The sequence below is a fragment of the Streptomyces sp. NPDC045026 genome, assembly GCF_056432625.1.
The window spans coordinates 417,548-442,382 of sequence record NZ_JBWKIS010000002.1; the positions used below are offsets into that span (position 1 = coordinate 417,548).

A 24,835-nucleotide genomic window follows, 5' to 3' on the forward strand; every position below is an offset into this window, starting at 1 on the left:
TTTGTCCCGCCCATTCTGGCCCAGCGCCACGCCCTACCCGAGCCGCCAGCCGTCGAACTCCACGGTGCCGCGCGCCCCGCCGCCCCCGTTCGTCGCCGTCATGAAGAGCCCCACGTCCTGAGCCGCCGCCGACCCCGGCACCGCCACGGTCGCCACGGTCCGCCAGGTCGCCCCGTCGTCCGTGGAGCACTCACCCGTGTACGAGCCGCCGGACCGGCTCAGCCGCAGCGTCACCGGCGCCTTGATCCCGGTGATGCGCTTGTACGTGTCGAGCGTCCCGTCCCCGTTCGTGTCGTACGACAGCACGACCCCGTTGGACGGCGTCACGGACAGGTTCAGGAACCCGGGGGAACCGGGCGCCGCCAGGGAGTTGCGGACGATGAGGCCCGCCCGCGCCCACGCGCCGGTGACGGCCTGCGAGACCACCTTCACCTGTGCCGACGAACCGTCCGCGAAGGCGCCCTCGCGGTACGCCGAGCCGAACTCGGTGGTTCCCTTCCACAGGTCGGCGCCGGCTCCGTCGATCGCGTACCGGTCGCCCAACTGCCCGAAGACGGCGGCATTGCTGGTGACGGTCCGCCAGGCGCCGTCGAGCGGCCCGGCCTCGAAGAGCGTCCCCGCGTGGACCGACGTCACCCGGTCCTCGCCCTGCGGCCCGTACCGCACGGTGAGCTCGTACGGCAGCGGGCGCAGCGGCCGGTCCAGGGGCGTGCCGGGAGCGCTCGCCTGCCAGCGGACCTTGCCCGTGCCCGCCGGCGCGACGCTCGCGAGGGACGTGGGGCCCTCGGGCGCGGCGTCGATGCCGGACAGGGCGAAGTCCACGCGCCCGGTCGCCCGCAGCCCGTTGACGTTGCGGAAAGCGGCTTCCACGCGCGCGTGCCCGCCGGGAGGGAACACGGTCGGCTGGGCGGTGACGGTCAGCGAGCCCTGGTAGGGCGCCCGCGCGAGCACGTCACGTACGCGCGCGGCCGTCTTGTACGCGTCCCCGATCGGCCGCAGCGGATAGTCCTTGCGCTCCCTGGTCCACGGCTCCTCGAACGCGTACCAGTCGACGGCCGCGGGCGCCGACCCCGTGGCCAGCGCGTCCTCCAGAGCGTCCAGCCACTTCTGCCAGCGCGGCACGTAGAAGTCCGACATCAGGCCGTGCCACTCGCGGTTGGCGTACTCGTGCAGGTTCCCCGGGTCGGACGTGGCGCGGTCGCCCCACACCGTGATGAGCACCTTCGCCGTGCGCTCGAACTCGGCGCGCTCGCCCTCGCTCGTCGCGAGCCGCCGCGCATCGTCGATCCACGGCCCGAGCAGGAACGCCGGATGCGTCCCCGTCACGTCGTCGGACAGCCGCATCAGCTTCAGCCACAGCGTCGCCAGGGCCCGGAAGGCGTCCCGGTCCTTCCTCGCGTACGCGGCCCGCAGCTGCGGCAGGAGCTGACGCGAGCGGTGCGCGAGCGCCTGCCGCGCCACGTCCACCAGGTCGTACTTGTACGCGGCGGAACTCCGCAGCCCGCCGGCCACGCCGAGCAGCCCGCTCAGGGCCGCGTCGAAGCGGCCCGGGTCATAGGCCAGGGCGCGGGGCGCGTACTCGGCGGCCCGGTTCGCGGCCAGGTCGGGCCGGGCGCAGAACAGCGAGTCGTGCGCGTCGCTGCGCTCCACCGCCGTGTGCTGGTACGCGGTGTCGTGCAGGGCGCGCCAGGCGGCCCGCGCGTCCGTGTCCCGGCCGCCGTAGCGGAAGTCGGCGTACCCGGAGAACCAGGCCGCCCGGTCGACCTCGCTCTCGGTCCACGCGAGTTCGGAGAACAGCTCGAAGGCGGCCGGGTCGCGGTCGGTGCCCTCCGGCATGAAGGCCGTGCCGGTGAGCGCGCTGCCCGCCTTGTCGCGCCACGCGAAGAACTTCTCGTTCCAGATGTGCGCGCGGGCGCCGATGGTGGTCCGCCCGCCGAAGTTCGGGATCGTGCCGAACGCGTAGGGCGTGCTGCCCCAGTCCTTCTCGCGGTCGGTGACGTTCGCGAAGCGGTCGGACACGCCGTCGACGATCAGCATGCGCTTCTTGTCGATCGCGTCGATGAGCGCGGGCAGCGGGTTGGCCTCCCAGCCGAGAATCACCCACGTGGCTCCCGGGTGCGCCTTCTGGAGGGCCTTCTCGACGCCGCGCGCCGCGTCCGGCACGGGCACGTCACCGGCCGTGCCGCCCTCGTGCAGCAGGTCCATCTTGAAGTGCCCGGCCGCGCCGAACAGGTCGCGCTGATGCCCGTAGAAGGAGGCGGCGACGTCCGCGAAGGACCGGGTGCGCGGGTCGAGCCAGTCGGGCCGGTCGAAGCCGTGCCAGGTGCCCTGCGGCACGACGTGCGCGTCACCGCCGTTGCGCTCCACGAAGCCGTGGGGGACGTGCCCGTAGTAGCCGGGGAACACGGGCGACATGCCGAGCTCGCGCAGCCTGCCGGTGATCTTCCGGCCCAGCTCCACGCGCTTCGCGATGAGTTCGGGCGAGAGGGGTCCGCCGTACCCCGACAGGTTCTGCAGGAGCCACCACGGCTGGTGCGTGGGCGCGGGCAGCCAGGCGCGCGACTCCGCGTCGCTGTACCCGAAGTCCTTGAGGACGCGCTCGTACACGGCCTCCGTGCCCGCGATGACGAGGACCTCGTTGCAGCCGTGCAGCGCGAGGACGTCGATCATCCGTTCCCAGTACGGCCAGTCGGCGTACGGCGCGGTGTAGCCGTCGTTCGTGTCGTTGAGCGCGAAGCGGTGGGGGAGCGCGGTGGATCTCTCCAGCGGGCGCGGGGGCGCCGGCAGGGTCTTCGGCAGGTCCAGCTGGCTGCCGTTCCACGCGATGTGCGCCCCGCAGACGTACTTGAGATACCAGTGAACTCCCGTGAGCAGCACGGCCGGTGTCGTGCCGGACACCGCGATCTTTCCCCGGGTGCCGGTCACCCGGAACCGGTCGCCGCCCTGCGGGGAGAGGAGTCTGAGGCTGAACTGGTCCGCGTGTCCCGGGAGCAGTCTGTTGAGTGCGGAACGTACGGGAGCCGTATCGAAGGCAGGGCCCTCGGCGGCGTGAGCCGTGAGAGGGAACCCCGCGGCGGCTCCCAGGCCGATGGCGCCGGCGGTGCCGAGGACGGAACGTCGCGACGGTGCGGTCATAGGTGTGCCCCCTGCGTCGGATGATGCGGCGCACGGTAACCCTGTGACCCCCCTTGCTCAACGCTGTGTACGGAGCTGGCGAATTCGTGTCGCCGCACGGGAGGTAAGGAAACGATGGGAATGACGCGACGCATGCGACCCATATGGGTGACCGCGGCGATGGTCTCGCTGGCGGTCCTGACCGGCTGCGGTTCAGGCGGCGACGGGGTGCCGAAGACGGCGACCGGCAGCCTGGAACAGCTCGCGGACAAGGCGAAATGCAGGCCCGACATCCAGACGGACGCCGACGAGCTGCGCCAGGCCACCTGCGGCGACGGCCGGGACCGCTACATCCTCGCGACCTTCGCCACCGACCGCGGCCAGGCCGAGTGGCTCGACCAGGCCGACGACTACGGCGGCACGTATCTGGTCGGCCGCCGCTGGATCGCCGTCGGCGACGACAAGGCGGTCACAGCGCTGCGCGGCCGGCTCGGCGGGACCGTGGAGAAGTCCTCCTCGCACCACTCGGGGAGTAGCGGTGGTGGGGGTCACGAGGAGGACGGGCACTCCGGGCACTGACGGTCACCGCGCGAGCTGACCGCGCAGCAGTCGACGGGGGGTCAGGCCGTCAGGTACAGCGCTGACCCCGGTTGATGCAGCTCGCGACGCGCTTCATCAGGCCCTCGTCGAAGACGTTGATGAAGTCGCCGTGGTCGGTCACGGGCTTGTGCAGCTGCTCGGGGAACGAGTCGACGGCGAAGCCGGGGCCCGGAGGCACGTCGTACACGATGCGCTGCTGCAGCTGGGGGATCGCCTGGAAGCCCTGCGGGCAGGCGCCGCTGTTCGGGTCGGCGAAGGCGACGTGCGTACGGTGGTTGGCGCTGTCGGTGTTGCGTCCGTCCCAGCAGCTCTGGAACTTGAACGACCGCACGACCTTGCTGCCTTCGGGGCAGATCGGGTACTTGTCCTTCAGCTGACGGTCCTCGAAACCGGTGCAGCTCCAGGACGCGTTCGCGTTCGCGTCGCCGTTGGTGAACGCCTTGGCGTCACCGGTGATGATGCGCAGGAACCGCGGCATGGCGACGACCTTGCCGGCCGGATTTCCCACGAACTTCAGCGTGACCGAGGCAGGGGTCTGGATCTCGCCGACATTCTGGTCCTTGCCGCCTCCGTCGGCCTGCGCGTCGTTCTCGTCCTTTCCGTTCTGAAGGCGCAGAACAGGCCAGTAATAGGTCGACTTGTCACCCTGATTGCGGCAGCTCGTGTCGCCATTCGCAAGATCGTCGTCACTGGCGAAAGCATCGTTCGCCTGATTTCCCACGTAGTCGTGCATATGGTGCGCGCCATTGCTCACACCCGGCGCCACGATGACGTTGTCGGGATTGAACTTGCCGTTCTCGTTCCGCCCGCATTTCGTGGTGAACGTGCCGCGGGAGGCGGCTCGCTGGTTGGGCGGAGTCTTCACGTTGGGCTGGACGGAGTTGATGTCGACGAAGTCGGAGGCGTCGGGGCCGTTGCCGTTCTGCTGGCCATCGCCTTGTCCGCCGCCTTGCTGTCCGCCGTCCTGCTGGCCGCCGTCCTGTCCGCCGTCGCCTTGCTGTCCGCCGTTCTGCTGGCCGCCGTCCGCGGGGGCGGACGGTGCGGCGGAGCCGGCCGGGGGGCTGCCGTCGGTGCCGGCCGACCTGGCCGTGCAGGCCGCGAGGTCCTTCATGCCCTCGGGCGCCGTTCCGCCGGCCCGGCTGATCTCCAGGCCGATCCGGTCGATGAGGTTCGAACGCCGCTCCTTCAACGGCTGCAGAATGCTGTTCTGTACGAACTGCGGATCCCGCGCCGCCGCGTCCCGCGAAGCCGCGAGGCGCTGGTACGACTCGGTGATCTGGCTGTCCATCGTGGCCAGTTCGCCGTCGACCTCCGACCGTGCGGCGTCCGGCACGTCGGAGAGCCCGTTGCCCACGTCGGGGCAGTCGATCGTGGCGACCTGCTGCTGTTGCTGCTGCGCGCCGTCGCCGCGCTGCGCCGGGTTCTCCTCGTGGGCGGACGCGTAGACGTTCACCGCGACCAGCCCTCCTCCACCCAGGAGCAGTGCGGCCGACGCGACCGTCATGCGCGTCGCGAGTGACGAGCGCCGTTTTCGTGATGTGCGTCCCATGGAGCTACGTACGCAACACGCGGGCCCCTTGTTCAAAGAGAGCACCGGTGTTTTCCCGACGGATTCTCAACGGCCCTGATCCAGATAGGCGATGACGGCGAGAACGCGCCGGTTGTCGTCGTCCGACACCGGAAGTCCCAGCTTCAGAAAGATATTGGAGGTGTGTTTCGCGATCGCCCGTTCCGTGACGACGAGTTGGCCCGCGATGGCCGCATTCGACCGGCCCTGCGCCATGAGTTCCAGAACCTCCATTTCGCGCGGTGTCAGACCGCCGAGCGGCTCGTCCGCGGCCCGCCGCGACAGGAGTTGCTGGATCACCTGCGGGTCCATCGCGGTCCCGCCCGCGGCGACCCGGCGCACCGCGTCGATGAACTGGTCCGCGTCGAACACCCGGTCCTTCAGCAGATAGCCGATCCCGCCGTTCCCGTCGGCGAGCAGCTCGCGCGCGTACAGCTGCTCCACGTGCTGCGACAGGACGAGGACCGGCAGTCCCGGCCGTGCCCGCCGCGCGGCGAGCGCGCACTGCAGCCCCTCGTCCGTGTGCGAGGGCGGCAGCCGTACGTCGACGACGGCGACGTCCGGCTCCAACTCGGCGAGCGCCTTGGTCAGTTCGGGCCCGCTCTCGACGGCCGCGGCGACCTCGAAGTCGTACGCCTCCAGCATCCGCACCAGGCCGTCGCGGAGCAGGAAGAGATCTTCGGCTAGGACAACGCGCAAGGAAGCTCCATCGTCACCATGGTCGGACCGCCCGCGGGGGAGCTGACGGCGAGGACGCCGTCGAATGTACCGAGCCGGCGCTCGATCCCGCTCAGCCCCGACCCGGCCCCGACGCTCGCGCCGCCCTTCCCGTTGTCGGTGACGGCGATCCGCAGCATGCCCGTCGCCCCGGTGTGGTGCACGTCGACCCAGACGCGGTCGGCCCCCGAGTGCTTGACGGCGTTCGTGAGGACCTCACTGACCGCGAAGTACGCAGCCGACTCGACGGGCGCCTCGGCTCGGCCCGGCAGGTCCACGTCGACGTCGGTGGCGACCGGCAGCCGCAGCGCGAGCGCCTTCACCGCGTCACCGAGGCCGCGCTCGGCGAGGACCGGCGGATGGATGCCGCGGACCAGGTCGCGCAGCTCGGTGAGGGCGTCGGCGGAGGACCTGCGGGCCTGCGCGAGCAGCTCCTTGGCCTTCTGCGGGTTCTTCTCGATCAGGGCCTCGATCGTGCCGAGGTCCATGCCCATGGCGACGAGGCGGGCCTGCGCGCCGTCGTGCAGGTCGCGCTCGATGCGGCGCAGCTCCGCAGCCGAGGTGTCGACGGCGTCGCGCCGCGTCTGGGTCAACACCTCGACGCGGGCGGCCAGTTCGCCGTCGTCCGGGGTGAGGACCGCGCGCGTCAGCTGGAAGTGGGCGCGCAGCAGGAGCGGGGCCGTGAAGTAACCGGCCACGAGCAGCGCGGTGGCGAGGCAGGCGGCCAGGAACGCGGAGCCCTGACCGCTGATGGGCACGAACCCGTACCACCAGCCGACGTACGTGCCGTCCGTGAAGACCCGCCACAGGCCGGCCGCGAGGGCGTACCCCTCCAGCGGATAGAAGACGACCGCGGCCGGCAGGAGCGCGGTCACGAACCCGGCCGTCATGTCGACGGGCAGCCAGCGCAGGTCCCGCCAGGTCGCCGGGTCACCGAGCATCAGCCGGCACCGCTCCGCCTGCCCGACGAGCCCGGTCCGCACATCGGCGGGGAAGGGCCGGTACAGCGCCGGTACGCGGATCCCGTACCACTCGGCGGCGGCGACGCGCCGCCAGTTCGCCCAGGACCTGACCAGGGACAGCACCGCCGGAGTGGTGAGCACGCCGACACCCAGGACGATGAACACGATCGACAGGACGGACAGCACGAACAGGGTGAGCGACCCGGCGAACCCCGCCACCGCGAGCGCGAGGCCACGCGCCCCCGCCACCAGGGCGCGCCGCGCCCGCCCGCCGAACGCACTCGACGCGTCCATCCCGCTCTCCGTCCACCGCCCGACCCGTACGCCCCCAGTCTCCCCGGCCGGGGCCGTACGGGGCATGGGGCCGGGCACCCGGCTGGGGGTGTATCTGGCACCACCCCTAGGACCCCTGGGTGTCGGCCCCCTTGGGGACCCCCGGGCGTCAGCCCGTCAGGACCTCCAGGGCCTCAAGCCTCCAGGACCTCCAGGGCCTTAAGCCTCCAGGACCTTGGCCTCCGTCGCCGGGTCGAGGCCGAGCACCGGCCGGTCCGGGCGCTGCGGGGCCGCCCCGCCGATGGATTCCAGCCACGCCCAGGTGTCGGCGACTGTCTCCTCGACGGGCCGGCACCGCAGCCCGGCCGCGACCGCCTTCGCCACGACGCCGCTGTGCAGCGCGGCATGCATGTCACTGCCCGGCGGCACCCACACCGGCAGCTGCATCCACGGCTCGATCCCGGCCGCGGCGATCACCTCGGGGGCGGTCCAGCGCAGTTCGGCGTCGCCCCCGGTGACCTGGGCACAGGCGTCGAGCAGCCCGCCCATGGTGGTGTGCCCGGAGGGGCTGATCACGGTGTACGGGCCGCTCAGGCCGGCCTGCGCCGCGTCGAGGATCCAGGTGGCGAGATCACGTACGTCGATGTACTGGAGGGGCAGGTCGCGGGGGCCGGGTGCAAGGACGGGGCCGCCCCGTGCGATCCGTGCCAGCCACCACGGGAGCCGGCCGATGTTCTCGTACGGGCCGAGGATCAGCCCGCACCGCACCAGCAGTGAACGCCCGGCGCCGAACGCGTCGACCGCCGCGAGCTCACCGCCCCGCTTGTCCCGCGCGTAGTCCGTCTGCTCCGCGTCGGGCGAGGCACCGGCGACGACCGGGGCGTCCTCGGTATAGCCGGGCGGGGGCGCCCACGCGTACACGGACGAGCTCGACACGTATACGTAGCGGCCCGCGCGCCCCGCGAGCAGCCGGGCGGAGTCGCGGACCACGCGGGGCGCCGCCGCCCAGGTGTCGACGACGACGTCCCACTCGCCCGCACTCTCCGCGAGTGCGGCGAGTCCGCCGTCGGTGTCCGACAGGGTCCGGTCCCCGTGCAGGGACCGCACTCCTTCGGGCGCCGCGTGCCGCCCTCGATGGAACACCGTCACGTCCCAGGACCGCGCGACCGCGGCCTCCACCACGGCGCGCCCCACGAATTCCGTACCGCCGAGCACCAGAAGTCTCATGCCGGTGACTCTGCCCGCTCGTGGCGCGTCAGGGAATCCGTTTCTGCCCGGGGGAGAACGATTCGGCCGGGGGAGGCCAGAGGAGGCGAGCGGCGGCGAGGGGCGGCCAGGGGCGGCGCGCTCCACCCTTCGGTCAACGCGTGGCCGGCGGGGCGTACTTGTACCCGACCCGCCGCACCGTCTGGATCGCCTGACGGTGCTCGGCCCCGAGCTTGCGGCGCAGCCGCGCGACATGGACGTCGACCGTCCGTCCGTCGCCCACGTGCCCGTAGCCCCACACGGTGGTCACGAGCTGGTCGCGGGTGTGTACCCGGTGCGGATGCGCGACGAGGTGCGCGAGCAGCTCGAACTCCAGGTATGTCAGGTCGAGTTGGCGTCCGTCGACCCGCGCGGTGCGCTGCACGCCGTCGATACGGACGAGTGCGTCGCTGTCGCTGCCGCTGTCCTGCGGAGCGGCCGCGGGCTGCCGCTCGGGCTCGTCGGGTACCGGGAGCAGCGGCTGCTGGTCCGCGGGTACGAGGACCAGGTAGCCGATCATCGGCGGCCGGCCCGGCAGCGTGGGCAGGGTGTGCGGGGGAGCGGGCAGCCAGGTCGCGCCCGGCGGCAGGAAGTCCACGACATCCACCACCTCGTCCCGGTCGACGGCGCGCAGCCGGTGGCGGCCGGAGGCGACGGGGGAGGGGGCGGCGGTCACGGAGGAAGCGGTGGAGAAGGAACGGGTGTTCGCCATGAGTGGTCAACTCTTTCGCGCGAGGAGTCATCGAGATCGTCGAGAACTGCGAGGTCACAGAAGGACCTGCGTCGTGCGCGCGGACCGAACGCCGGGGTGAGCCGGCTTTAGAGGGCCTGCGCGTTCTCCGCGCGGCAACACACCCGGTCGAAGTCGTGGTGCTGACGGGAAGGCCAGAACGGCTCGAGGTCGTGGCGACCCGGCGCGGTGTTCTGGAAGCTGGCCATGGACCCATTGAAGCAGACGGGCTCGCGGGGCAGGACCCCCCTCTCACCGGTCGGACGGCACCTTGGCGCGAACTTGACGTTCCGACGTTCCCCGAGGCGCGCGGCAACGCGAAGGGCGCCCACCGGACCGGTGGGCGCCCTTCGGCGATCAGGAGCCGCGGATCAGACCTGGCCGGCCTTCTCCAGGGCGGTGCAGCAGGTGTCGACGATCAGGCGCGTCACGACGTACGGGTCGACGTTCGCGTTCGGACGCCGGTCCTCGATGTAGCCCTTGCCGTCCTTCTCGACCTGCCACGGGATGCGGACCGAGGCGCCGCGGTCGGAGACGCCGTAGCTGTACTCGTTCCACGGGGCGGTCTCGTGCAGACCCGTCAGGCGGTCGTCGATGCCCGCGCCGTAGTTCTTGACGTGGTCCATCGGCTTCGAGCCCTCGCCGAGCGACTCGCACGCGGTGATGATCGCGGCGTAGCCCTCGCGCATCGCCTTGGTGGAGAAGTTGGTGTGCGCGCCCGCACCGTTCCAGTCGCCCTTGACCGGCTTCGGGTCGAGGGTCGCGGAGATGTTGAAGTCCTCGGCGGTGCGGTAGAGCAGCCAGCGGGCCACCCACAGCTGGTCGGAGACCTCGAGCGGGGCGAGCGGGCCGACCTGGAACTCCCACTGGCCGGGCATGACCTCGGCGTTGATGCCGGAGATCCCGAGACCCGCCTTGAGGCAGTTGTCCAGGTGCGCCTCGACGACGTCACGGCCGAAGATCTCGTCCGCGCCGACGCCGCAGTAGTAGCCGCCCTGCGCGGCCGGGAAGCCGCCCACGGGGAAGCCGAGCGGGCGCTCGCCCTCGAAGAACGTGTACTCCTGCTCGATGCCGAAGATCGACTCCTGCGCGGCGAACTGCTCCGCCACCTCGGCGAGCGCGGCACGCGTGTTGGACTCGTGCGGCGTCATGTCGATGTTCAGGACCTCGCACAGGACGAGGATGTCGTCGCCGCCGCGGATCGGGTCCGGGTAGGAGGCGACGGGACGCAGCACGCGGTCGGAGGCGTGGCCCTTGGCCTGGCTGGTGCTCGAACCGTCGAAGCCCCAGATCGGCAGCTCTTCGAGCGCCGGCGCGGAACCCGCGATTATCTTCGTCTTCGAACGGAGCTTGGCCGTCGGCTGGGTGCCGTCGATCCAGATGTACTCAGCCTTGAACGTCACGGGGGGCCACATCCTTCGGGTGGGTCTGTACGGCGCGGACATGTGCGGGTGCGGCGCCTCTGTGTGCTGCTCCGCAGAATGTCAACAGGCGATTTCCCGTCCGTTGCCCGAATGTGAACCCCGTGTTACCCGGACCCTTTGTGGCCGGAGTCACGTTTCGCCCAACGGCCCCGGCCTGCGTACGTCATGGGGGCACGCGCGCGGGCCGGGGCTGTTGGCCTGGTTGGTCTGGTGGGCCTGTGAGGTCAGCCCACCTTCTCTATGCGTGCGTTGCGGATGAGGAACTTGCCCGGTTCGCGGACCTGCTCGAACGCCGCGTTGTTCAGCAGCGCGCAGCTTCCGGAGGCGGACGTCACCTCGACGGACGTGGACTTGCCGTTGTCGAGGTTGGTGACCTTGAGCTTCGTCCCCGCCGGGAACTGACCGCTGGACGCGGCGGGAGCGCCGCCCTCACCGGAGAGCGTCACGGTCGAACCGGCACAGACCTGCTCACCCGCGGCGTCCCCTCCGGCGGCGTCGGTGGGATCGGGGTCTGTGGGGTCGGGGTCTGTGGGGTCGGGGTCGGCGGTGACCGTGGCCGGGGGTGCGGCCGTCACCGTCTCCATACCGCCGGCCGCGTCATCGGCACCGGCTCCGGCCCCTGCTCCGTCATCGGCTCCGGCCCCCGCTCCGCCCTCGCAGCCGGACGCCGCCTCCTTGCGCCGGATCTCCGCGATGACCGCTTCCCGGTTGGCGATGCGAGCCTCGGACTGCGCGTCCGGGGCGGCCCGCTGCCCGTCGATGAACTCCTGGTTGTTGGCGATCGCGGTCTCCAGGCCCTGGCAGACCTGGGCGTTCTGCGCGACCGGCGCCGCATTGCCCGTACTCGCGAGCGCGAAAGCCGCCCCACCGGCGACGAGGGCCGCGCTCACGGCGAGCGCGGCCTTCTTCCGGGGGCCCATCCTTCTCCTGCGGGACATGTCCGCCTCCTGTCGTCGTTACGAACGTCGGTGCGCGCACCGATACGTACGGGTAACCGGAGGGCGGAACTCAACTGACCCCAGGGGAAGCTCAAGTAACGTACGTCACACGAGAGTTGGGCTCCCGGGTGACTCCGCCGCGGCCCATCGGCGTCTCAGCGGCGGCTCACTTGCGACCGAGCGCGTCCCGGACGGCGTCCTCGCTGCGCGCCACCACGGCCGTACCGTCCTCCGCTGTGATGATGGGCCGCTGGATGAGCTTCGGGTGCGCGGAGAGTGCCGCGATCCACCGGTCCCGCGAACCCGCGTCCCGCGCCCAGTCCTTCAGACCGAGCTCCTTCGCGTCGGCCTCCTGTGTGCGCGTGATGTCCCATGGTTCGAGCCCGAGCCGCTCCAGGACGGCGCGGATGTCGTCCTCGGACGGCACGTCCTCCAGGTAGCGCCGCACCGTGTAGTCGGCGCCTTCCGCGTCGAGCAGGGTGAGCGCGCTGCGGCACTTCGAGCAGGCGGGGTTGATCCAGATCTCCATGGGGCCAAAGGTACGGGAAAGGCCTTGTGGCCAGCGGCTATTGTCAGTGCCCGGCAGTAGAATTGAAGCAGTGTTCGAGGGAGCGTCCGGGGCCGCGGAGGGTCTCGGAAGGTCTCCCTCCCGCGACAGGAGGATGCCTGTGCCCGCTGCCGCACCGATGCTCATCGACCTGCCCTGCAAGCCACTCGAAAAGCTCGAGAAGAAGGCCCTGCCCGCGGGGCGGCCGCGTGACTGGTACATCACGCACAACCGCCGCCTCAAGGCCATGCGCCTCGCGATCGCCCTGCTCGACTCGGGCGTCTACCTCCCGAACCAGGCCCACAACCGGACGATACGGAGCACGGCGGAGCGCGTCGGTATCCATCCGCCGTCGGACATCACCTGCCACATGGTGCGCGCGCTGATGCGCTACAGCCGCTGACGGCCAGGTGCGCCGCCCGCCCGGGTCCTGCTCAACGGGCGGGCGGCGCACGGCAGTTCAGTCACTCCCTTGCCGGTCCCGCCGGTCCCGCCGGTCCCGCCAGCTCCTTCTCCAGCGGCGTACGGAAGCGGGGCGTGACCCGCGCCTCGCCCACCCACTCCTGGAGCCGCGCGGCCTCCGCCTCCACGGCGGTCGCGGCCTCCCGGCCCACGTCCGCGAGCAGCCGCCACCGGACGTTGCCGTCCTTGCCCTGCGCCCACCCGCCGGCGATCCGCCCGTCCCACCACACGGTCGGACCGATGTTGCCCGCCCCGTCGAAGAGCGGCGCGCGCAGCTCCGGCGGCAGATACCAGTCGCGCTGCTGCCATCCCATCGGGCTCGGGTCGAGCCCGGGAAGCAGGGCCGCCCACGGCCCGGTGTCCGCGGTGACCGGCTCGACGGCGTCCGGGAGCACGAACCCGGCCCCTTCGTCCAGCTCCACCTCGACCGCCCCCACCGCCGTCAGTGCCTTGCGCACGTCGCTGACCTTCCACCCCGTCCACCACTTCAGGTCGGCCTCCGTGGCCGGACCGCACGAGCCGAGCCAGCGACGCAGCAGCTCCGACTGGGCCTCGGCCACGGGGAGTTCGGCGTGCGCGGGCATGAGCGCCCACCTGAACTGGCTGGACGTCCACGACCCGCGGGGCCGCCCGCGCACGACGCGCCCCTCCATGCCGAGCACACGCAGCAGCCGCGTCGAGATCGACTGCCACGCCTCGTACTTCTTGCCCGGCGCGTACAGCAGCTGCGTACGCAACCGCGGCTCGTCCTCGGCGAGTTCCGCCGCGGTCGCCTCGCCGCGCGCCCCGATCGCCGCCAGGGTGCCCGCCTCGACGTCGGCCAGCCACGCCGCGTCGTGTTCACTGCCCGCCTCCAGATGCTTGACGAAGGAGGCGCGCTCCCGGGCGGCGACCGCCACCCCCGTCGACGCGTGGACCACGGCGGCGAGCGCGGCGGGGAACACGAACACCGTGTGCCGCATGCCGTGCATCCGCACCAGGGAGCGGTCCGCATACAGGGCGCGCTCCACGTCGGCGACCGTCTTCGAGGCGTCCCTGAGGCGCGCGCCCACCGCCAGGTACACCGTGGCCGGGTCCGTGCCGTGCAGTGCCACGAGGGACCCGGCGACCTCCTCGGCGGATCCGGCCCGCGCGGCGGGCGCGAGCCGCTGCCCGACCGCGAGCCTGGCCCGCCGCTCCGCCCCGCCGATGTGCCGCCGCCGACCACTCAAGAGGACCTCCCGGAACCGTTCGCCGACCGTGCCCCCATCCTGCCCGGCCCCGGGGGCGTTCACCTGTTTGCCGTATCCGGCATGCCGCCCGGTCCCCGGCCGCCTTGACTGAGCTGACGGGGAGCGGAACGAGCAGCGGGAGGCGTGATGTCGGGACGTGGCATACGGGGCGCGGGGGCCGGGCTGCTGGTGGCGGCGGTGCTGCTGGCGGCGGCCGGGTGCTCGGGCAGCGACACCAGCCCCTCCGACGCGGTGTCCAAAGCCGCGTCCGCCGCGTCGTCCGTCGGGTCCCGGGCCGGTGACGTCGTCGCCTCGGCCACGGCCAAGGCCCAGGAGGAACTGGACCGCGTCAAGGGAGGCGTGAACGCCAAGGGCGACATCGGCCTCGGCGACGTGGCGAAGGACGGCGACCGGACCACGGCCCCCGTCACCGCCACCAACAGCTCCGGCTCCCAAGCCTCGTACGCGGTACAGGTCAACTTCCGCGACAGCGGCGGCAACCTCCTCGACGCGGTCGTCGTGACGATCGACGACGTCGACAAGGGCAAGTCCAAGAAGGCGACGGCCCGCAGCAACCGCACCCTCACCGGCGACGTGAAAGCGGACGTCGGCAGAGCGCTGCGGCACTAGCCGTGACCGCCCCCGCCCGCCACGCGGACGGTGCCGCGTGACCACCCCCCACGCCCGTGCCGCCCTGGGCAAGGCGGCCCGCAAGCGCGCGTCACGCTCCTCGCACGGCGCGTGGATCCCCGCCGCCGACCGCACCGACCCCGTCGTCGTACTGGAACGGCAGGCGGCCGACCGCGTCGCGGAACTGCTGCCCATCCGGTACGGACGGATGGCGGCCTCACCGTTCGCGTTCCTGCGCGGCGCCGCCGCCGTCATGACCGGCGACCTTGCCACGCAGCGCGCCACCGGCCTCACGGTCCAACTCTGCGGAGACGCCCACCTGTTGAACTTCGGCCTGTTCGCGTCCGCGGAACGGTCCCTGCTCTTCGACGTCAACGACTTCGACGAGACCAGTCCGGGCCCCTTCGAATGGGACGTGAAACGGCTGGCCGCGAGCGTGGCCGTCGCCGCCCGCGACAACGGGCACACCGACGCCCAGGCCCTCAGATCGGCCCGCGCCGCCGCAGCCGCGTACCGCACGGCGATACGCCGGCTCGCGGGGATGGGTGAACTCGCCGTCTGGTACGAGCACATCGACGCGCACCAGCTGCTGCCCCTCATCCGCTCCGGCCGCAGCCGACGCCGAGTCCAGGCGACCCTCGCCCACGCCACCCGCCGCACCAGCCTCCACGCGCTCGGCAAACTCACCGAGGTCGTCGACGGGCGCCGCCGCATCATCCAGGACCCGCCGCTCCTCGAACCGGCGAGCACCCCCGACACGGCCACGGTGCGCAAGCTGTTCGGCGACTACCGCTCCACCCTCGCCGAGGAACGCCGCCGTCTCCTCGACCGCTACCGCTTCGTCGAGGCCGCCCGCAAAGTCGTCGGCGTCGGCAGCGTCGGCACCCGCTGCTTCGTCGTGCTGCTCGAAGGTCGCGACGCCGACGACCCGCTGTTCCTCCAGATCAAGGAGGCCACCCGGTCCGTCATCGAGGAGTACCAGCCGCACGGCCCGTACGTGCATCCGGGCCACCGAGTCGTCGCGGGCCAGCGCCTGCTCCAGGCCTCCGGTGACATCTTCCTCGGCTGGATGACCGGCCCCCAGGGCCGCGCCTTCTACTGGCGGCAGCTGCGCGACATGAAGGGCTCCGCCGACGTCGCGGGCCTCTGCCCGGACGAACTGCGCGCCTACGCCGAACTGTGCGGCACCGCCCTGGCCCGCGCCCACGCCCGCTCGGGCGACCGCATCGCCATCGCCGGCTACCTCGGCCGCGCCGACATCTTCGACCGCGCTGTCGCCGACTTCGCGCTGCGCTACGCCGACCAGAACGCCATCGACCACACCGCCCTGCGCAGGGCGGCGGCGGAGGGCCTGATCACGATCGCTTCGGGCGTCTGAGAACGCCGGTGCGGCCGCCCCCGGACGGGGGCGGCCGCACCAACAGGACCGTACGGATACGTCAGGCCCCGTTCGAGCCCCCCTTCGAGGCCCCGTTCGAGGCCTCCTGTGCCGCCGCCTCACCCTTGGCCGCCTTCAGAGCCGCCCGCAACTGCTCCTCCTCCTCGTTGCTCAGCGAGGTCTGGACGAGCTGACCGCCGAACGACGCGATCTGGGGGATGACCTTGTCCGGGGAGGCCTGCTTCACCAGGACGAACAGCGCGGCGGCACCGGGCCGAAGGTTCTGGCTCAGCTCCTTCATGAAGTCGTCGTTGATGCCGGTGTCGGTCGCGGCACCACCGGCGGCCCCGGCCGCGGCACCGACGGCCGCGCCGAGCAGCGGCACGAGGAAGAGCAGCCCGATGACACCGCCCCACAAGGCCCCGCCGGCCGCACCCGTCGCCGTGTAGTTCACGGCCTGATGCAGCTTGATCTTCCCGTCCTCGCGCCGCTCGACGACCACGATGTCCTCGAGCTCGACGAGGTGCTGCTTGGCCAGATCGAGCATTTTCTCGCGCACCTGATTGGCCGTGGCGAGGTCTTCATAGGCGACGACGAACAGATTGCTCATACAGCACTCCTCGGAAGTCTGTCCAACTTCGCCCGAGTTTATGAGTGTTTGTGGCCGTGCGCAGAACGAAGCCCCGCCCCTCCCGAAGGAGGCGACGGTCCCTGCAGCGTCCTATCGGGCCGTGCCGAAGTCCTGGGTCCAGTAGCTGTTGGGCTGCGCGAGGCCGATGCCGATCTCCTTGAACGAGCAGTCGAGGATGTTGCGCTTGTGGCCCGGGCTGGACATCCAGGCGTCCATGACCTTCTCGGGTGTGGAGTAGCCGTAGGCGACGTTCTCGCCGTAGGAGCTCCAGCTGTAACCGGCACGCGTGATCCGGTCGCCGGGCGCCGACCCGTCGGAGCCCGTGTGGGACATGTTCCCGTGGGATGCCATGTCCTTGCTGTGGTCCTGAGCGGCCTTGGTCAGCTTCGCGTTCATCGTCAACGGAGAGCATCCGGCCTTGCTGCGCTCGCTGTTGACGAGCGCCAGTACGCGAGCTGCGTCCCCGGATGCCGGTGCGGTCGTGGCAGGTGCGCTGGGAGTCGCGGTGGTCCGCGGTGCGCTGGGGGTCGCGGTGGTCCGCGGTGCGCGGGGAGTTGCGGTGGTCCGCGGTGCGCTGGGAGTCGTGGTGGTCTGCCGTGCGCTGGGAGTCGCGGTGGTCCGCCGTGCGCTGGGGGTCTCAGTGGGGCTCTTCGACGCTCCCGCAGTCGGCTTATGACCCCACGACGATCCCGTCCACCGCTGGTGGGAGCTCGCGTTCTCCCGGTGGCCGGAGGGGCGACCGCCCGCATCACCCTGAGTCCCCATGCAGGCTATGGCGGCGGAGGGCACACCCACGGCTCCTACGGCGATGACAGCGATGGCTATCGGCCGGCGGTACGACTTCCTGCGGTGCTTACTCATGCGTGACCTCGTTCGGTGATCGCGGAGCGCCCCCAGGGGGTCCGGCTCTGCCCAGTTCCTGCACCAGGGCCGCGGAGACGCCTTGCGGCCGACATTCTTGGAACTGGTGTCGGGGCGCGGCAACAAGCGTCGGTACTACCTCGGCTCGTAGTCATGGACGGCGCTTGAAACGAGCGCGCACGCGTGCTGGTCCGGTCGCCGGGGGCGGCGAAGAAACCTGTTGGCCCGTCAGAAGCCGTTGCTCGCCAGCCGAACGGGCGAAAGCGCAGAGAGGGCCGAACAGTGCTGGATCCGGCTCGGAGAATGTCTGCACCAAGTCGGATAAAGCGCACTATGCCGTCAAGCCTCGATCTACTATTCGACTACCTGAGAGCCAGAAGTCTGTGTGGCTGATGTCACGCATGAGGCCGACGGCGACGACGGAGAGGCTCCCGTCGGAGCCTGATCAGCACCCACGGAAAAGGCCGTCGGCCGTGCCTTCCAGGAGTGGAAGAACACGGCCGACGGCCCACATATGTCCCAGGCGAGCGGAATCCGCTCTGACCCGTGGCGTTCTTAGAGGTCGAAGTAGAGCTCGAACTCGTGCGGGTGCGGGCGGAGCTGGATCGGGGCGATCTCGTTCGTGCGCTTGTAGTCGATCCACGTCTCGATCAGGTCGGGGGTGAAGACACCGCCGGCCAGGAGGTACTCGTGGTCGGCTTCCAGGGCGTCCAGGACGGCCGGCAGGGAGGTCGGGACCTGCTGGACGTTCGCGTGCTCCTCGGGAGCCAGCTCGTAGAGGTCCTTGTCGATCGGCTCGGCCGGCTCGATCTTGTTCTTCACGCCGTCGAGGCCGGCCATCAGGAGGGCCGAGAAGGCGAGGTACGGGTTCGAGGACGGGTCCGGCGCGCGGAACTCGACGCGCTTGGCCTTCGGGTTCGAGCCCGTGATCGGGATGCGCATCGCGGCGGAGCGGTTGCGCTGCGAGTAGACCATGTTGACCGGCGCCTCGAAGCCCGGGACCAGGCGGTGGTACGAGTTCACCGTGGGGTTGGTGAAGGCGAGCAGCGACGGGGCGTGCTTCAGGATGCCGCCGATGTAGTAGCGCGCCATGTCCGAGAGGCCCGCGTAGCCCTGCTCGTCGTAGAACAGCGGGTCGCCGTTCGCCCACAGGGACTGGTGGACGTGCATGCCCGAGCCGTTGTCACCGAAGATCGGCTTCGGCATGAAGGTCGCGGTCTTGTTGTTGCGCCACGCGACGTTCTTCACGATGTACTTGAAGAGCATCAGGTCGTCGGCCGCGGCGAGCAGCGTGTTGAACTTGTAGTTGATCTCCGCCTGGCCGGCGGTGCCGACCTCGTGGTGCTGGCGCTCGACCTGGAGGCCGTTCTTGTCCAGCTCGAGGGAGATCTCGGCGCGCAGGTCGGCGAAGTGGTCGACCGGCGGGGTCGGGAAGTAACCGCCCTTGTAGCGGACCTTGTAGCCGCGGTTGTTCTCTTCCGAACCGGTGTTCCAGGCGCCGGCCTCGGAGTCGATGTGGTAGAAGCTCTCGTTCGCCGACGTCTCGAAGCGGACCGAGTCGAAGACGTAGAACTCGGCCTCGGGGCCGAAGTACGCGGTGTCGGCGATGCCGGTCGAGGCGAGGTACGCCTCGGCCTTCTTCGCGACGTTGCGCGGGTCACGGGAGTACTGCTCGCCCGTGATCGGGTCGTGGATGAAGAAGTTGATGTTGACCGTCTTGTCGCGGCGGAAGGGGTCGACGCGCGCGGTGGACAGGTCGGCGCGGAGCGCCATGTCGGACTCGTGGATGGCCTGGAAGCCCCGGATCGAGGATCCGTCGAAGGCCAGCTCCTCGGTGGGGTCGAACGCCGCGGCCGGCACCGTGAAGTGCTGCATCACACCCGGCAGGTCGCAGAACCGGACGTCGACGAACTTGACGTCCTCGTCCGCGATGAACTTCTTGGCGTCATCGGCGTTCTGGAACATCCAACTCCTCCTACTCCCACCCGGGGAGGGGCGGGGTTGCAGCTCGGTGGTGCGGCCAGTGCGGTGGCACACGCTGGGACCTGACCATAGGGACGGGGGATTTCTCAAGCATGACCCATTTGTTTCGCCGAAGTTAACCGGGCCGGGGGCCGGGGCGGGCCGTGTGGCCGAGCGCAGTACCGTGGACGGGTGGACAACAGGCAAGTAATGGGATCGTGGCTCTCCGGGCCGCGGGCGGCCGCGGAGGACGCGGGTGTCGAGTTCGGTTACCGCGGTGAGCAGCTCGGGCTGCCCGAGCAGGGGCCGGGCTCCATCGCCCGCCCCGGCAGGCGCATGGTCGCCCTCGTCATCGACTGGGCCCTGTGCATGCTGATCGCATACGGGCTCCTCACGCACGGCTACAACCAGGCGACGGGGAACTGGGCCCTCGGGATCTTCTTCGCCCTCGGCCTGCTCACCGTCGGCACGGTCGGGTTCACGCCGGGCAAGCGGATCATGGGGCTGCGCGTCGTCGCGCAGGACGGCTCCGGCCGCCTCGGCCTCGGCCGCGTCCTGGTCCGCACGGTGCTCCTGTGCGTCGCCGTCCCCGCCCTGATCTGGGACCGTGACGGCCGCGGCCTGCACGACCGCCTGGCCCGCGCGGTCCAGGTCCGCACCTGACACACCGGCCCCCACCGGGACGCCGAGCACGCCCTGACGACGATGAGGCCCCGGAACCGATCGGTTCCGGGGCCTCATCGTCGTAGTAGAAGGATCAGCCGGCAGGGTCAGCGTCCCTTGCCGCCACCGCGCGGCATCCGCATGCCCTTGGGCATCGGGCCCTTGGGGAGCGGCATGTTGCTCATCAGGTCACCCATCGCCCTGAGGCGGTCGTTGGTCGTCGTGACCTGCGGGCCGGCCAGCACGCGGGGGAGCTTGAGCATCGTCGTGCGGAGCTTCTTGAGCGGCACCTGGCCCTCGCCGTTGCCGACGAGGATGTCGTGGACCGGGACGTCGGAGACGATGCGGGCCATCTTCCGCTTCTCCGCCGCGAGGAGCGTCTTCACCCGGTTCGGGTTGCCTTCGGCCACCAGGACGATGCCGGCCTTGCCGACCGCCCGGTGGACGACGTCCTGGCTGCGGTTCATCGCCACGGCCGGGGTCGTGGTCCAGCCACGGCCGATGTTGTCGAGTACCGCGGCAGCCGCGCCGGGCTGACCCTCCATCTGCCCGAAGGCTGCTCGCTCGGCACGGCGTCCGAAGACGATCGCCATCGCGAGGAAGGCGAGCAGGAAGCCGAGAATTCCGAGATATACCGGGTGACCGATCAAGAAACCGATCGCGAGGAACACACCAAAGGTGACGATTCCCACAGCCGCGAGTACAAGAGCGATCATCGGATCGGCCTTGCGGGTCATCTTAAAGGTCAGAGCGATCTGCTTGAGTCGCCCGGGGTTCGCAGCGTCCGCTGCGGTTTCCTTCCTCGCCATGCCTTGAAGTCTACGTGTCCGGGCAAGTGGCTACGACGTGCGGGCCGCCACAGCCTCCTCGAGCACCCGCTGCGCCTCGACCCGGTCCTTGGCACGGCGGCGGTCGTCGAGCACGGAGGTCCAGGCGTTGCGGCGTGCGGTGCGCTGTCCGCTGCTCATGAGCAGCGACTCGACCGCGCGCAGGGCGTCGGTGAAGGTCGGGATGGCGGTGGCGCGAACGGGCGCGGCCTGCATTGGGAGGTCCCCCTCGGGAGCGGCTCTGACTACGGGTGTACGTGGCGTGAGTACAGCGTCACTGTTTGGTGTTACCAGTGCGTGACCGAAGGGTCAAACGCCTATGAAGCCTTGATGCGTCAGGGCCGAACGATGACGCGGCCCTGACGGTGCCCCCCATCTGCGGGGACTGTCAGGGCCGCGTTGTCTCGGCCATTACCGGCCGGTAGCTGCTTGTGCGTGATTTCACACGGCTGGCGGGCCGCGCGGGTGGGACCGGATCAGACCGCCTGCGAGGCCACGTACGAGCCGCGCTTCTCGACGGCCATCTGGTAGAGGCGTCCGGCGCGGTACGAGGAGCGGACCAGCGGGCCCGACATGACGCCGGAGAAGCCGATCTGTTCGGCCTCCTCCTTCAGCTCCACGAACTCGGCCGGCTTCACCCAGCGCTCGACGGGGTGGTGCCGCGGCGTCGGGCGCAGGTACTGGGTGATGGTGATGAGCTCGGTGCCGGCCTCGTGCAGCTGGCGCAGCGCCTCGCTGACCTCGGCGCGCTCCTCGCCCATGCCCAGGATCAGGTTGGACTTGGTGACCAGGCCGGCCTCGCGGGCCTTCGTGATGACCTCGAGGGAGCGCTCGTACCGGAAGCCGGGACGGATCCGCTTGAAGATGCGCGGCACCGTCTCGACGTTGTGCCCGAGAACCTCGGGGCGGGACGAGAAGACCTCGGCCAGCTGGTCCGGGTCCGCGTTGAAGTCGGGGATGAGCAGTTCGACCTTGGTGTAGCCCTCGGCGCGCTCAGCCGTCATCGCGTGGATCTGGCGCACGGTCTCCGCGTACAGCCAGGCGCCGCCGTCCTCCAGGTCGTCGCGCGCGACGCCGGTGATCGTGGCGTAGTTCAGGTCCATCGTGACGACGGACTCACCGACGCGGCGCGGCTCGTCACGGTCGAGCGCCTCGGGCTTGCCCGTGTCGATCTGGCAGAAGTCACAGCGCCGCGTGCACTGGTCGCCGCCGATGAGGAAGGTGGCCTCGCGGTCTTCCCAGCACTCGTAGATGTTCGGACAGCCCGCCTCCTGGCAGACCGTGTGCAGGCCCTCGCTCTTCACGAGGCTCTGCATCTTCGTGTACTCGGGACCCATTTTCGCCCGGGTCTTGATCCACTCGGGCTTGCGCTCGATGGGGGTCTGGCTGTTGCGGACCTCCAGGCGCAGCATCTTGCGTCCGTCGGGTGCGACTGCGGACACGACCGGCTCCCTACAGCTTTGATTCTTCGGCGTACCTCAGGGTACGCCCGTGGTCTTCATGGGCCTTACGTGTGGCCAACCTCTGGCCTTCGGGGTGCATTCCCGTTCAAGCCGTGGCCTTGTCGGGCTCCCTCTCGGGCGCCTGCTCGATGACGCGCGGCGCGAGGGCCGCGTTCTCCAGGACGTCGCGCAGGTGGCGCTCCACGACCGGCAGCACCTCGTCGATCGTGACCTCGCGGCCCAGCTCGTACGAGAGCGAGGTGACGCCCGCGTCACGGATGCCGCACGGGATGATCTTGTCGAAGTTCGAGGTGTCCGGGTTCACGTTCAGCGCGAAGCCGTGCATCGTGACGCCCTTGGCGACGCGGATGCCCATGGCGCAGATCTTGCGGTCCTCGCGGCGCTGGCCCGCGTTCGAAGGCGCGTACTCGGGGCCGTTGAGGCGGGGGTCGAACTCGGAGTCGTTCATCCGGGGGTCGAAGTCCAGCGCCAGGCCGCCGAGCTTCGAGCGCTCATCGGCCGCATCCTTGGCGTCTCCGAGCACCCACACGCCCGCCCGGCCCTCGACGCGGGAGGTCTCCACGCCGAACTCGGCGCACACCGCGATCATCGCGTCTTCCAGACGGCGCAGGTGTGCGACGACGTCCACGGGGCGCGGCAGCTTCTGGATCGGGTAGCCGACGAGCTGGCCGGGACCGTGCCAGGTGATCTTGCCGCCCCGGTCCACGTCCACGACGGGGGTGCCGTCCAGCGGGCGCTCCTCGGGCGCGGTGCGGCGGCCCGCGGTGTAGACCGGCGGGTGTTCGAGGAGCAGGCAGGTGTCGGGGACCTCGTCGGCGAAACGGGCGGCGTGCACACGGCGCTGCTCGTCCCAGGCCTCCTGGTAGTCGACCGAGTCCGCTCCGAAACCCAAGCGGACGAACCGCAACTCATTCACGGTCAGTGCCTCCCTAGAACCTTCAGCGTGCACATATCGCGCCCCCAGCCACTGTACGGGCCGACTCTTCTCGTCAGTTCTCCGGGCAATCGTCACACGATCGGATGAAGGGATGTCGAACGCCGGGATGGGGCCCGTGATGGCCGTTACATTCGCGCCGTTCCATGTGGGCTGCACCAAAGGCCCGGAAGGCAGGAGACCGCACAGCTGATGACGGAACGACCTCCGCAGCGCACGCCCAACCGCCAGCTAGCCGCGCTCATCGCGGAGGCAGGGTTCTCCAACGCCGGACTGGCCCGCCGAGTCGATCAGCTCGGCCTGGAGCACGGTCTCGACCTGCGCTACGACAAGACATCCGTGACGCGCTGGCTGCGCGGCCAGCAGCCCCGCGGCACCACGCCCGCTCTGATCGCCGAGGTGTTCACCCGGCGCCTGGGACGCCGGCTCTCCGCCCAGGACCTGGGGCTCGACGCCTGCTCCCCGGTCTATGCGGGCCTGGAGTTCGCGGCCTCGCCCGAGGAGGCCGTCGACATCGTCAGCGGCCTGTGGCGCAAGGACTCGGGGAGCCATGCCGAGCTCCGCAAGATCGCGTTCACCCCGGCGGGGCTCGTCGTGCCCAGCCGGGACTGGCTGATCGGGCGGGCCGACGACCGGGTCGCCCACGGGGACCACGGCGGTCCTGGCGGCGTACGGATCCCCGCCCAGGGGCGCCCCTCGGCCAAACTCCAGGCCGGGCTCGAACAGGGGGCGCCCCCGTTGCCCCGGCAGCGCGGCCAGGCCGAGCGCGGGCCCGGCCAGCGGGTCACCGCGGGCGACATCGCGGCCCTGCGCTCCGTCGGCGAACTCTTCCGCTCCCTCGACCAGGCCTACGGCGGCGGCCACGCCCGCCAGGCACTGGTGCGCTACCTGGAGCACGAGGCCGAGCCGATGCTGCGGGGCACCTACGGGGAGCAGGTCGGCCGGCGGCTCTTCGCGGCCGTCTCCGATCTGACCCGGCTCGCCGGCTGGACCTCGTACGACATCGCCGCGCACGGGCTCGCGCAGCGGTACTTCGTGCAGGCGCTGCGGCTCTCGCAGGCGGCCGGGGACCGGACGTACGGGGCGTACGTCCTGGTCACGATGAGCCGTCAGGCCGTCTATCTCGGGCACGGGCGCGAGGCCGTCCAGCTGGCGCGGGTCGCCCAGCAGGGCGTGGGGTCCTCGGCGCCGCCCGCCGTGCAGGCGCTCCTGCACGCGGCCGAGGCGCGCGGGCAGGGCGTGCTCGGCGAGGTGCGCGCGTGCACGGCGTCGCTGGTGCGGGCCGAGCGGACCCTGGAGGGGGTGCGGACCGGGGACGACGTGCCGCACTGGGCGCGGTTCTTCGACGAGGCGCAGCTGGCCGACGAGTTCGGGCACTGCCACCGGGATCTCCAGCAGTACCGCGCGGCCGCCCAGCACGCGGAGCGTTCGCTCCAGCTGCGGGCGCCCGGGTTCGCGCGCAGCCGGCTGTTCTGCCGGGTGGTGCTCGCCTCCGCGCGGCTCGGGCTCGGCGAGCTGGACCAGGCGTGCACCCTCGGCGCCGAAGCCGCGCAGGCCGCCTCCGAGATGCGCTCCGTGCGGGCGCACGAGTACGTGCGGGAGTTCGAGCGGCGCTTGGAGCCCTATCGCGACGCGGCCCCGGTACGCGGATACCGGGACCGCATCGCCGCCCTCAGCCACTGACGGCACGGGGGCG

23 protein-coding genes are annotated in these 24,835 nt (G+C 70.9%); 6 read left to right on the plus strand and 17 right to left on the minus strand.

Annotated elements, in window-relative coordinates; all coding sequences use genetic code 11:
* Positions 1-33: 33 nt before the first annotated feature.
* Complete coding sequence (locus AC07EJ_RS05715; RefSeq protein WP_478883843.1) at positions 34-3,135, minus strand: alpha-N-acetylglucosaminidase; 3,102 nt, start codon at positions 3,133-3,135, stop codon at positions 34-36.
* A gap of 132 nt (positions 3,136-3,267) precedes the next feature.
* Between AC07EJ_RS05715 and AC07EJ_RS05720 the strand changes: the two genes are divergently transcribed.
* Positions 3,268-3,693 carry a hypothetical protein gene (locus tag AC07EJ_RS05720; protein WP_389475753.1) on the plus strand — a complete coding sequence of 142 codons (426 nt, stop codon included), beginning with the start codon at positions 3,268-3,270 and terminating at the stop codon, positions 3,691-3,693.
* 49 nt (positions 3,694-3,742) lie between these two features.
* On the opposite strand, the gene AC07EJ_RS05725 is transcribed toward AC07EJ_RS05720, so the two are convergent.
* From AC07EJ_RS05725 to AC07EJ_RS05760, 8 genes are all read right to left on the minus strand, one after another.
* Positions 3,743-5,263: a DUF1996 domain-containing protein gene (locus AC07EJ_RS05725; RefSeq protein ID WP_389475751.1), complete on the minus strand. Its 1,521-nt coding sequence runs from the start codon at positions 5,261-5,263 to the stop codon at positions 3,743-3,745.
* Between the two features lie 66 nt (positions 5,264-5,329).
* On the minus strand, positions 5,330-5,980 hold the full coding sequence (locus AC07EJ_RS05730) for a response regulator transcription factor (protein WP_389475749.1): 651 nt from the start codon (positions 5,978-5,980) through the stop codon (positions 5,330-5,332).
* Entirely contained in the window at positions 5,965-7,254 is a 1,290-nt protein-coding gene (locus AC07EJ_RS05735) for a sensor histidine kinase (RefSeq protein ID WP_389475747.1), read from the minus strand. Before AC07EJ_RS05735 ends, AC07EJ_RS05730 begins: the two co-directional genes overlap by 16 nt.
* 198 nt (positions 7,255-7,452) lie before the next feature.
* On the minus strand, positions 7,453-8,460 hold the full coding sequence (locus AC07EJ_RS05740; RefSeq protein ID WP_393582522.1) for an NAD-dependent epimerase/dehydratase family protein: 1,008 nt from the start codon (positions 8,458-8,460) through the stop codon (positions 7,453-7,455).
* A 133-nt stretch (positions 8,461-8,593) separates the two neighbouring features.
* The gene (locus AC07EJ_RS05745) at positions 8,594-9,190 is read right to left on the minus strand and encodes a winged helix-turn-helix domain-containing protein (protein WP_389475743.1); all 597 of its coding nucleotides are present in this window, start codon (positions 9,188-9,190) and stop codon (positions 8,594-8,596) included.
* A 389-nt stretch (positions 9,191-9,579) separates the two neighbouring features.
* Positions 9,580-10,611 carry a glutamine synthetase gene (glnII, locus tag AC07EJ_RS05750; protein ID WP_389475741.1) on the minus strand — a complete coding sequence of 344 codons (1,032 nt, stop codon included), beginning with the start codon at positions 10,609-10,611 and terminating at the stop codon, positions 9,580-9,582.
* 245 nt (positions 10,612-10,856) lie between these two features.
* Positions 10,857-11,570, minus strand: coding sequence for a hypothetical protein (locus AC07EJ_RS05755; protein ID WP_478883844.1), 714 nt, complete (start codon positions 11,568-11,570; stop codon positions 10,857-10,859).
* 166 nt (positions 11,571-11,736) lie between these two features.
* A complete protein-coding gene (locus tag AC07EJ_RS05760) occupies positions 11,737-12,099 on the minus strand; it encodes an arsenate reductase family protein (protein ID WP_362899870.1) in 363 nt (120 codons plus the stop codon).
* Between the two features lie 133 nt (positions 12,100-12,232).
* On the opposite strand from AC07EJ_RS05760, the gene AC07EJ_RS05765 reads away from it, so the two are divergent.
* Positions 12,233-12,520 (plus strand): hypothetical protein, encoded by a 288-nt coding sequence (locus AC07EJ_RS05765; protein ID WP_389475735.1) that lies wholly within the window; start codon positions 12,233-12,235, stop codon positions 12,518-12,520.
* A 61-nt stretch (positions 12,521-12,581) separates the two neighbouring features.
* On the opposite strand, the gene AC07EJ_RS05770 is transcribed toward AC07EJ_RS05765, so the two are convergent.
* Positions 12,582-13,790: a winged helix DNA-binding domain-containing protein gene (locus AC07EJ_RS05770; RefSeq protein ID WP_478883845.1), complete on the minus strand. Its 1,209-nt coding sequence runs from the start codon at positions 13,788-13,790 to the stop codon at positions 12,582-12,584.
* A 147-nt stretch (positions 13,791-13,937) separates the two neighbouring features.
* On the opposite strand from AC07EJ_RS05770, the gene AC07EJ_RS05775 reads away from it, so the two are divergent.
* The gene (locus AC07EJ_RS05775; RefSeq protein WP_389475731.1) at positions 13,938-14,420 is read left to right on the plus strand and encodes a hypothetical protein; all 483 of its coding nucleotides are present in this window, start codon (positions 13,938-13,940) and stop codon (positions 14,418-14,420) included.
* A gap of 37 nt (positions 14,421-14,457) precedes the next feature.
* The gene (locus AC07EJ_RS05780) at positions 14,458-15,798 is read left to right on the plus strand and encodes a DUF2252 domain-containing protein (RefSeq protein WP_389475729.1); all 1,341 of its coding nucleotides are present in this window, start codon (positions 14,458-14,460) and stop codon (positions 15,796-15,798) included.
* Positions 15,799-15,859: 61 nt separating this feature from the next.
* Here the strand turns inward: AC07EJ_RS05780 and AC07EJ_RS05785 are convergent, their stop codons facing one another.
* From AC07EJ_RS05785 to glnA, 3 genes are all read right to left on the minus strand, one after another.
* A complete protein-coding gene (locus AC07EJ_RS05785) occupies positions 15,860-16,408 on the minus strand; it encodes a DUF1269 domain-containing protein (protein ID WP_389475727.1) in 549 nt (182 codons plus the stop codon).
* Positions 16,409-16,519: 111 nt separating this feature from the next.
* On the minus strand, positions 16,520-16,825 hold the full coding sequence (locus AC07EJ_RS05790; protein WP_389476325.1) for a CAP domain-containing protein: 306 nt from the start codon (positions 16,823-16,825) through the stop codon (positions 16,520-16,522).
* Positions 16,826-17,845: 1,020 nt separating this feature from the next.
* On the minus strand, positions 17,846-19,255 hold the full coding sequence (glnA, locus tag AC07EJ_RS05795) for a type I glutamate--ammonia ligase (protein WP_389475725.1): 1,410 nt from the start codon (positions 19,253-19,255) through the stop codon (positions 17,846-17,848).
* Between the two features lie 189 nt (positions 19,256-19,444).
* On the opposite strand from glnA, the gene AC07EJ_RS05800 reads away from it, so the two are divergent.
* A complete protein-coding gene (locus AC07EJ_RS05800) occupies positions 19,445-19,915 on the plus strand; it encodes an RDD family protein (protein WP_389475723.1) in 471 nt (156 codons plus the stop codon).
* A 107-nt stretch (positions 19,916-20,022) separates the two neighbouring features.
* Here AC07EJ_RS05800 and AC07EJ_RS05805 read toward each other — a convergent pair whose 3' ends face one another.
* The 4 genes from AC07EJ_RS05805 to lipB form a co-directional block, all read right to left on the minus strand.
* A complete protein-coding gene (locus tag AC07EJ_RS05805; protein WP_362899885.1) occupies positions 20,023-20,724 on the minus strand; it encodes a DUF4191 domain-containing protein in 702 nt (233 codons plus the stop codon).
* Positions 20,725-20,754: 30 nt separating this feature from the next.
* Positions 20,755-20,958, minus strand: coding sequence for an SCO2195 family GlnR-regulated protein (locus tag AC07EJ_RS05810; protein WP_362899887.1), 204 nt, complete (start codon positions 20,956-20,958; stop codon positions 20,755-20,757).
* A 260-nt stretch (positions 20,959-21,218) separates the two neighbouring features.
* On the minus strand, positions 21,219-22,184 hold the full coding sequence (locus AC07EJ_RS05815; protein WP_116502481.1) for a lipoyl synthase: 966 nt from the start codon (positions 22,182-22,184) through the stop codon (positions 21,219-21,221).
* 106 nt (positions 22,185-22,290) lie between these two features.
* Entirely contained in the window at positions 22,291-23,121 is an 831-nt protein-coding gene (gene lipB / locus AC07EJ_RS05820) for a lipoyl(octanoyl) transferase LipB (RefSeq protein ID WP_478883846.1), read from the minus strand.
* Positions 23,122-23,331: 210 nt separating this feature from the next.
* Here lipB and AC07EJ_RS05825 point away from each other — a divergent pair, with 210 nt between their 5' ends.
* A complete protein-coding gene (locus tag AC07EJ_RS05825) occupies positions 23,332-24,822 on the plus strand; it encodes an NsdA family TPR-like regulatory protein (RefSeq protein ID WP_389475717.1) in 1,491 nt (496 codons plus the stop codon).
* Positions 24,823-24,835: the final 13 nt, after the last annotated feature.